Source organism: Psychrobacter sp. UBA5136 (genome assembly GCF_002414005.1).
Classification (GTDB): Bacteria; Pseudomonadota; Gammaproteobacteria; order Pseudomonadales; family Moraxellaceae; genus Psychrobacter.
Map to the genome: position 1 here is coordinate 21,237 of NZ_DHYG01000051.1, position 9,243 is coordinate 30,479.

Annotated in this window: 9 protein-coding genes; 3 read left to right on the top strand and 6 right to left on the bottom strand. The window is 43.2% G+C overall.

Annotated features, from left to right (window positions below):
- The first annotated feature begins 65 nt into the window (after positions 1-65).
- Positions 66-641, top strand: a complete 576-nt coding sequence (gene dcd, locus B4240_RS07230; RefSeq protein WP_296237864.1) for a dCTP deaminase — start codon at positions 66-68, stop codon at positions 639-641.
- Between the two features lie 126 nt (positions 642-767).
- On the opposite strand, the gene B4240_RS07235 is transcribed toward dcd, so the two are convergent.
- The 6 genes from B4240_RS07235 to B4240_RS07260 form a co-directional block, all read right to left on the bottom strand.
- Complete coding sequence (locus tag B4240_RS07235; protein ID WP_296237866.1) at positions 768-1,205, bottom strand: ClpXP protease specificity-enhancing factor; 438 nt, start codon at positions 1,203-1,205, stop codon at positions 768-770.
- 137 nt (positions 1,206-1,342) lie between these two features.
- The gene (locus B4240_RS07240; RefSeq protein WP_296237867.1) at positions 1,343-1,957 is read right to left on the bottom strand and encodes a glutathione S-transferase N-terminal domain-containing protein; all 615 of its coding nucleotides are present in this window, start codon (positions 1,955-1,957) and stop codon (positions 1,343-1,345) included.
- Between the two features lie 219 nt (positions 1,958-2,176).
- Positions 2,177-2,887: a cytochrome c1 gene (locus tag B4240_RS07245; protein ID WP_296237869.1), complete on the bottom strand. Its 711-nt coding sequence runs from the start codon at positions 2,885-2,887 to the stop codon at positions 2,177-2,179.
- Positions 2,887-4,107, bottom strand: a complete 1,221-nt coding sequence (locus B4240_RS07250) for a cytochrome b (RefSeq protein ID WP_414707104.1) — start codon at positions 4,105-4,107, stop codon at positions 2,887-2,889. Before B4240_RS07250 ends, B4240_RS07245 begins: the two co-directional genes overlap by 1 nt.
- 10 nt (positions 4,108-4,117) lie before the next feature.
- The gene (petA, locus tag B4240_RS07255; RefSeq protein ID WP_296237871.1) at positions 4,118-4,702 is read right to left on the bottom strand and encodes a ubiquinol-cytochrome c reductase iron-sulfur subunit; all 585 of its coding nucleotides are present in this window, start codon (positions 4,700-4,702) and stop codon (positions 4,118-4,120) included.
- A gap of 449 nt (positions 4,703-5,151) precedes the next feature.
- Positions 5,152-7,101 carry an ATP-binding cassette domain-containing protein gene (locus B4240_RS07260; RefSeq protein WP_296237873.1) on the bottom strand — a complete coding sequence of 650 codons (1,950 nt, stop codon included), beginning with the start codon at positions 7,099-7,101 and terminating at the stop codon, positions 5,152-5,154.
- 189 nt (positions 7,102-7,290) lie between these two features.
- Here B4240_RS07260 and B4240_RS07265 point away from each other — a divergent pair, with 189 nt between their 5' ends.
- Both B4240_RS07265 and B4240_RS07270 read left to right on the top strand, forming a co-directional pair.
- Positions 7,291-7,572: a SlyX family protein gene (locus B4240_RS07265; protein ID WP_296237875.1), complete on the top strand. Its 282-nt coding sequence runs from the start codon at positions 7,291-7,293 to the stop codon at positions 7,570-7,572.
- Positions 7,573-7,804: 232 nt separating this feature from the next.
- The gene (locus B4240_RS07270; RefSeq protein ID WP_296237877.1) at positions 7,805-9,016 is read left to right on the top strand and encodes an OmpP1/FadL family transporter; all 1,212 of its coding nucleotides are present in this window, start codon (positions 7,805-7,807) and stop codon (positions 9,014-9,016) included.
- Positions 9,017-9,243 lie beyond the last annotated feature (227 nt).

The window sequence follows — 9,243 nt, forward strand, 5'->3', positions numbered from 1 at the left end:
ACTCTATAAATTGATGCGCCAATTCCGTATAATCGTCGCTATTAAAAATTTGCTGAGGAACAATAATGTCTATCAAGTCTGACCGCTGGATTCGTAAAATGGCTGAAGAACACGGCATGATTGAGCCATACGAGCCAGGTCAAGTACGTTTTAATGATGCAGGCGATCGTCTGGTGAGCTATGGCACATCAAGCTATGGTTATGACGTACGCTGCGCGCCCGAATTCAAAGTTTTTACCAACGTACATTCAGTCGTCGTCGACCCTAAAAACTTCGATGAAAAAAGCTTTATCGATATCGTTGGTGACGAATGTATCATTCCGCCAAACTCATTTGCACTTGCGCGTACCGTGGAGTATTTTCGCATTCCACGCGATGTATTGACGATTTGCCTTGGCAAGTCAACCTATGCGCGCTGCGGTATCATCGTCAACGTGACGCCACTTGAGCCTGAGTGGGAAGGGCATGTGACCTTAGAGTTTAGTAATACCACTAACTTACCAGCGCGTATTTATGCGGGTGAAGGCGTGGCACAAATGCTGTTTTTCCAAAGTGATGCCGATGATGTCTGCGAAACCAGTTATAAAGATCGCGGCGGTAAATACCAAGGTCAACGCGGTGTGACACTGCCAAGAACATAAGGTTAAGAGCTTAAGTGCCTAAAACTTAACGGTTTAAAGCGGAAGCCTTGTAGATTAAAAATAAAAAAAGCGGGTCGTAGTAAGTACGACCCGCTTTTTTTATTTAGAATATACTTTATACAAATATTATTTTAAGACTTTTAACCCAGCTTTATTATCGCGTTTGGGTTTAGGGGCGGCAGTGCTTTTCTTAGAGACAGCGGTTGCATCTTCTTCAGGGACATAATCATCGTATTCATTGGGGTCAAAAAACATCCCTTGCGAGTTTTCTTTGGCATAGATTCCCATCACGGCCTGTAGTGGCACCCATATCTCTTGAGATACCCCGCCAAAGCGCGCACTAAAATGGATATAGTCATTGCCCATGCTCATATTACCCGTGGCACGGCTGGCGATATTGAGCACGATACGGCCGTCTTGTACGTGTTCTCTAGGAATTTGCACGTTGTCAGCGGTGGCGTCTACCATCAGGTACGGCGTGAGCGCGTTATCCTCTATCCATTGATATAGCGCACGCACCATATAGGGACGTGTTGGGGTAATAGACGTGAATTCTTCGCTCATCTCTTGGTTTCCTTATTGATGGTTATTAATAGTGCTTAGTGAGTTGTTTGCGGCAGCATGATGTTTATAAAAATCATTCACTATATAGCCACTCTATAGTAGCGTCTATTTTAAGGGAGCGCTTGGCGGTTGTCTAATTAACGCACACTTTTTTGAAAGCTGTCACGCTCAAAGACCCGCTTTTGATAGTCCAATAAAGGACGACTAATAGCACGTGGCAGCTCAATGCCCATCTCTTCTAACCGCCATAACAGAGGCGCTAATAGTACATCGCACCAGCCAAATTCATCGGCCATAAAGTACGGCTTGTGGGAAAATAGGGGTGATAAGGTAATCAGTGAATCGCTTAGCTGTTTTTTTGCTAAAGCGGCTTGCGTTTTGTTAAAACTGTCGGGATGCATCAATAAACGCTTGCCGAGCACCAACCAATCATGCTGAATACGCCATGCTAACTGACGAAACTGGGCGCGTTCTTGCGGCGTATCTGGCAGTAGTTTATTGGCATGATAACGCTCCTCTAGATATTCAAAGATAACGTTAATCTCATAGAGCGCAATCTCACGCTGTTGCAGTACAGGGAGGGTATGATAGGGGTTTAGCTCAGTTAAATCTTCAGGACGCTCAGAATGCAAAAGCGACAAGTAATAAGCAAGCTTTTTTTCTTCAAGTAGCAGGCGTACCACATGACTGTCGTAGCCATCATCAGCGTACAAAATCAGCTGACTACTTGGAATGTCATTCGCATCAATCATGGTAGCCTAATGTTAATGGTAAAGCCTGTCATCGTAAACAAAGTTACTCTGTTTATCAAGGTAGCGTAAGTAAATATAACGTATGAGCTGTCTATTTAACAGTTAATCGCTACTTAAACGTCTGACTGTTGATTAAAACATAAAAAAGCACTACCGAAGTAGTGCCTTTTATTATCACGATACTTTTTGCTCAGACAATTTTAAAGTTCTGGCTTGCGCTTATTTTACGTCTTTCCAGTACTCTTTATTTAGCAAATAAACTGGAATCAATAATACTAATAAGAATAAAATCACAAAGAAGCCAATCACTTTACGGTCATGACGGACAGGCTCAGCCATCCATGCCATATAGTTAACCAAATCGCCCACTTCAGATTTAAATTCATCGGCACTTAGCTCTTCTTGCATATTATGCAAAACGTGCGGCATCGCAGCGTTTGCAAGCACTAAGTTATTAGAGCCCCAAGGACGGCTTGGGTCTTCATAGAATGATAACAAGTAAGTGTATACCCAGTCATCACCGCGCAGTCTTGTTTCAAGCGACAAGTCTGGCGGCGCCGCGCCAAACCATGATGCTTGAACGTCAGGGTCAATCTCAGCATTGATGTGGTCACCGATTTGATCGGTGGTCACCATCAGATACTTTTCAACCAGCTCTGGCGGTATCTCTAAGTCTTTTGCAATGCGCGAGTGGCGAACATACTTTGCTGAGTGACACCCAGCGCAGTAGTTCATAAAAATCTTCGCACCGTTTTGTAGCGAGCCCTTATTGGTAAAATCAATAGGGGCGGTGCTACAAGCTAGGTGTTCTACCACACCATCGGCATTGGTAAACGTTCCGCATCCACCTTCTGCCATGGCGCTACCCGCAGTCAAAGTCAATGCCGCGCCTAAGCCTAGACCAGCTAGGGATTTAATTAGCGTGCTCATTAGTGACCTCCGGTAACGCGTTCTGGTGGCTGTTTACACTTCTCAATAGCTGTGTAGAACGGCATCAATAAGAAAAACAAGAAATACAGAATGGTAAAGATACGTGCCAAGATTGTCGCTGTTGGCGTCGCTGGTGTGGCGCCTAAGTAGCCTAGTACCAAAAAGCTAATCGCAAAAATAGTCAGAGCGATTTTAGATAAAATACCTTTATAGCGAATAGAGCGTACAGGTGATCTATCTAACCATGGGATCAAGAATAAGAAAGCAATTGCACCGCCCATCGCAATCACACCGCCAAGTTTACTTGGAACCGCACGTAAGATGGCATAAAAAGGTGTGTAGTACCATACTGGGGCGATATGTGCAGGTGTTTTTAGCGAATTCGCTGCTTCAAAGTTTGGTGGCTCAAGGAAGAAGCCGCCGCCTTCTGGGAAGAAGAATACCACGGCAAAGAAACAGATAAAGAAGACCACAATACCGACCATGTCATGTACTGTGTAGTACGGATGGAATTCGATACCGTCTAATGGCACACCGTTTTTATCTTTTAGCTTCTTAATGTCAATCCCATCAGGGTTGTTTGAACCGACGTGATGCAGTGCAACCAAATGCATAAACACTAGGCCAACAAGGACGAGTGGAATCGCAACGACGTGCAAGGCAAAGAAGCGGTTTAGGGTAATACCTGAGATGATATAGTCGCCACGAACCCATTCAGCAAGACCATCGCCAATGACAGGCAGTGCCGCAGGTAAGTTTAAGATAACCTGTGCGCCCCAAAATGACATGTTGCCCCAAGGGAGTAGGTAACCAAAGAAACCCTCTGCCATCAATGCTAGGTAAATACCCATACCGATAAGCCAAATAAGCTCACGTGGTTTTTGGTATGAACCATAAAGCAAGGCGCGGAACATATGCAAATACACCACCACGAAAAACGCTGACGCGCCGGTAGAGTGCATATAGCGGATGAGCCAACCGCCTTTGACATCACGCATGATGTATTCAACCGAGGCAAATGCCCCTTCGGCACTTGGGTTATACATCATCGTTAGCCAAATACCAGTCACCAATTGGTTGACCAGTACGACCATTGATAACACGCCAAAGAAGTACCAAAAGTTAAAGTTCTTTGGTGCATAGTACTTTGACATGTGATATTCATAGGTTTCAGTCGCAGGAAAACGCGCGTCCACCCAATGCATTAACTTTTTACCCATGCTGCTCATATTAAGCCTCCCCAATCGTCAAGATGGTACCATCCATGCTGTACTCTGGGATAGGTAAGTTAAGCGGCGCAGGTACACCTTTAAAAACGCGACCCGCTAAATCATATTTAGAACCATGACAGGGGCAGAAAAATCCACCGTACCAGTCATTACCGCCTAAATCAGCTGCACCAACATCAGGACGGTAGTTTGGTGCACAGCCTAAATGTGTACAGACGCCTTCTACCACCAATACCTCTGGTGATAAAGAGCGCTCAGGATTTTTACAATATTCTGGTTGTAGTGATTCCTCTGAAGCAGGGTCAGATAATAGTGGCTTGACGTCATCTAATCCTGCTAGCATATCTTCAGTGCGCTTGACTACATAGATAGGTTTGCCACGATATTTGACGACAATCATTTGTCCTGCTTCGATAGAACCAATATCTTGGTTTACTGCCGCGCCTGCAGCCTCAGCTTTAGCGCTTGGGGTCCAAGAGCGGACAAAAGGTGTCGCCACAGCAGCTACCCCAGCTGCACCAATGACGGCAGTCGAGGCAATAAGAACTCTACGACGTTGTACGTTAACGCCTTCGGCATGGCTCATTAATACTTCCTCCAGGTGAATGAAATGGGATTATCCCACACTGGGTTTGTGGCTTAGAAAAATGACAATTATCAAGCCACGTTGGCTGTGCCTAATTTTGCTAATTGTTGCTATTCTAAGCTATTTCGGTCATAAAATAAATTATTGTGTTAAAAATAAAGCAGTCTTAACAGGACGCACTAAAGCGCTAAACAAGATAATTAGCCTAAAACTGCTTAATTATCAATGTTTAACCTGCTTTAAAATGCACCTTTATATGAATAAGACTGTTATGAATGATGACCTTATAATTAATAAGGGTATTCAGCAATAGGGAATGATACTTGAAATCATGACAATGTTCACTAACTTTCCGCACATCACGCCCTTGTAAGTAGTCGTAAGCTATCTATAACCATCGACCGTGTCAAATACGATGGTTGTCTTGATGATTGTATAGTGATACAACATTAACTCTCAAGCGTATTCCAACGCTCAAGTTTAGTCATTATCTCATCTTCGATAACCAGTAAACGCTCACTGGCAGCGGTAGCAGCTTCCATATCCTCGGTAAACCATGAACCATCAGCCAGCTTTTCTTCTAGCTGTGTTTGCTCAGCTTCTAGCGCGGCAATCTCTTTTGGTAAGTTATCGAGTTCACGCTGTTCATTATAGTTGAGCTTTTTGGCAGCGGTATTAGACTTTGCGGCGACCGTAGCTTTATTGTTAGCTTTGCTACTAGCAGCATTATCGTTAGACGATTTAGTATTCTTAGCTTTCGCTTCTTCTTCACGGTTTTTTTGTATCAAGTATTCTTGGTAGCCGCCGACGTATTCTTTGACAATGCCATTGCCGTTTTCGTCTTGGTCAAATACCCAAGTAGAGGTGACGACATTATCCATAAATGAGCGGTCATGACTGATCAGTAATATCGTACCATTAAAGCTGGCAACGGACTCTTCTAAGAGCTCAAGGGTGGCCATATCCAAATCGTTGGTTGGCTCATCGAGTACCAAAATATTGGCAGGTTTTAATAATTGCTTGGCAAGCAGTACGCGGTTACGCTCGCCACCTGATAAGGCCTTAACTGGCGTACGCGCACGCTCTGGTGCAAATAAAAAGTCCTGCAAATAGCTCATAATATGCGTCTTGCGACCACCGACTTCGACAAAGTCAGAACCTTCTGAGACGTTTTGCGCCACACTGGCCTCTAGATCTAACTGATCACGCAGCTGATCGAAAAAGGCAATTTGTAAATTGGTACCAAGCTCAACCGTGCCTGTTTTGGTCACTTCATCGTCAGACATATCGAGTAGGGCTTTAATTAGCGTGGTTTTACCCGCGCCGTTAGGACCGACGATACCAATTTTATCACCGCGCATAATTGTGGTGCTAAAGTTGTCGACTAAGACGTTGCCATCATATTCCAGATGCAGGTTCTTAACTTTACAAACCAGCTTGCCGCTTTTCTCGCCTTCACCCATGGTGATATTGACGTTACCGACTTGCTCGCGGCGGCCTTTGCGCTCTTCACGCAGGGCTTTTAGCTCACGCACACGGCCTTCGTTACGGGTACGGCGCGCTTTGATACCTTGGCGAATCCAAACTTCTTCTTGTGCCAATTTTTTATCAAAGTTAGCATTGTTTTTTTCTTCAGCGAGCAGCTGCTGCTCTTTTAACTCTTGATAACGCGCGTAACCTTTAGCGCCTTGGGTGACGTCGTAGCTGGTAAGCTTGCCGCGGTCAAGCTCAACGATGCGAGTTGCAAGTTTATTGACAAATGCTCTATCGTGCGTCACGAATAGTAAGGTTAAACCTTGCCAGTCGAGTAAGAAACGCTCTAACCATTCGATACTTTCAACGTCTAAATGGTTGGTTGGCTCATCGAGTAGTAACACATCAGGTTTGGTCACCAAAGCTCTGGCAAGCAGCACACGGCGCTTACGGCCACCAGAGAGAGAGGACAAATCATCTTCTGGATCGAGTCCCATCGTTGTAATCAGACGCGTGGCATCACGTTCTAAATCCCAGCCATGTACCGCATCAATGTCATGCTGCAAGGTTGCCATACGCTCACAAGCATCCATATCGCCATTGGCGCACATATCGACTTGTTTATTATAATTGATGAGCAAGTCAGCGGTGCGTCGACTACCGCCCATCACGATGTCCAAAATACGTCCGCTTGACTCAGGTACGTCTTGCTCAAGCATGGCGACACGCATGCTGCTATTGGTGATAATCTCGCCGCTGTCAGGCTGCAATGAGCCATTAATCAGTTTAAATAGGGTGGATTTACCTTCGCCGTTGCGTCCAATGAGACAAACGCGCTCACCGGCATTGATTGAAAAATCAATACCATCAAGAATAGGAGCCACGCCAAAAGCTAGGTGAATATTTTTTAAATGTATCAATGCCATAGAATATCTTAAGCTTATATAATAGTGAGGTAGGGGTTGTTGCAAAATTCCTAGCAGTATAACATGCGCTCGCCTAACTATAGTATGCGTAAGTGTACTTATAAGCACTATTTTATAAGCGTGTTTTTAAACGCTTATACCTGCTATCTAATAAAAACTTTCACCATAGCATCTAGTACTGGGAAATATATGAATAAACTAAATTCGACAGCTAATAATTCAGCCAATACTCAAGCAAAACCTTTCGACGATAAAGCCGACTTACAGGCTCAAGTGATTGAGCTACAGATGAACTTATCTCATCTTGAAGTTACCGTAGAACGGCTTGATGAGGTCATTACGCGGCAAGACAAAGACATTCAAACCCTGCAGCGCCAGTTGCAGTTTATCTATAAACAAGTGCAAAGCCAAGACGGGGAGGGCGGTGTGGCGCCATTTGATATTATGGCAGATAGACCGCCACATTATTAATTAAGCAACCAACCATTAAATCGTTGAAAACCGCAGGTAATATTTTTTATAAATCTATATGCGCATTTTTGCATAAGCATACATTTACTGACTATTGAGTCATATTAGAGAAATAATGTATTTTTCGGTTGTTTTCATGTAAAAAACACATTAGTATCCTTCACCTTAGATGCCGTCTACCTAACAAAGTTCGGTGTAGCGGTGAAACAATGTGGATGTTTGGAGATACACAATGGGCGCAAACTTTAATTTAAAGACTCTTACGGTAGCTTTAGCTGCTCTTTCTGCAGCTAGTATCGCTAGTGCGGCAGGTCTTGATCGTTCAGGTCAAGATATCACTGCATTTTTGCAAGATGGTGTGTATGCTGAAGCAGTTTATACTTATCTAGATGCTGACGTTAGTGGGGAAGACACCTCAACTCAACAAAATAAGATTGATGATATTGCAGAATCTTATGATTTTTTCCGCTATGGCGTAAAAGCTGATATTAATGACACATTTAGCGTTGGTGTCTTATATGATGAGCCTTTTGGTGCAGCTGCTGACTATAGCAGTAAGAATGACTTTGTATCGCATGAGCCAAATCCTAGTTTTGGGGGATTTATACAGCCAAACGGGGAAGCGACCAATGTTGAAGTACGTACCGAAAATTTAACTGGTATTCTTGGTGCAAAATTTGGTGAAAATAAAGAGTTTCAAATATATGGTGGTCCAGTAGCCCAACGTGTACAAGCTGATGTAAAATTGCGTGGTAAAGCTTATGGTCAAGCAGATGGTTATACAACCCATATAAGCGCTGCTCAAGATTATGGTTGGCTAGCAGGTGTTGCCTATAGCAAGCCTGAAATAGCCTTACAAGCAGCCTTGACCTATCGTTCAGAAATCGACCATACCTTACCCATTTCAGAAAGCTTCCCAGCACTGGCTCTTCAACAAAAGAATCCAAATAGAGTTGGTGAAATTGATATTACTACACCTAAATCAGTAAATTTTGATTTTCAAACTGGTATTAATCCGACGACTCTAGCGACAGCTAAAGTACGCTGGGTACCGTGGAGTGATTTTGAAATTGTGCCACCATTATATAATCAAGCTAGTAACTTATCACTGGTTAGCTATGATAAAGACCAGTGGTTAGTAGAGCTTGGCTTGGCTAAACGCTTAACCCCAGCATTAGCAGTAACTAGTAATATTGGTTGGGATAGTGGCGCTGGCAATCCAGTCACTTCTTTAGGTCCTATCGAAGGCTATTATAGTGCTGGTCTAGGTGCAAAATATAACCTCACTAAAAACTGGGCTATTTCTGCCGGCGGTAAATACTTATGGTTCGGTGATGCTAAAGGACAAATTCCTACTAAAGCTGTCGTTAGTAATTTTGAAGACAATGATGGTTTTGCGCTTGGTGTGAAACTATCTTATCAAGCTAAGCAAGATTTTAACTAAGATTACCAATGTTAATATAAGTTATAAGTCCTATACAAAAAAAACGATCCTCAAAGGGTCGTTTTTTTATGTTTTACCGTTCTTCTTTATCTTAAATATAAATAATATTCAAGATAGGGTTCCTTATAGGAGTAGAAGGTTATTGGTGACATACTACTTATGATTACAAAATAGAAATCTAATGAAGTTATTCAAAATAAAAAATATGGTGGTGTTCTAAAAAGTAT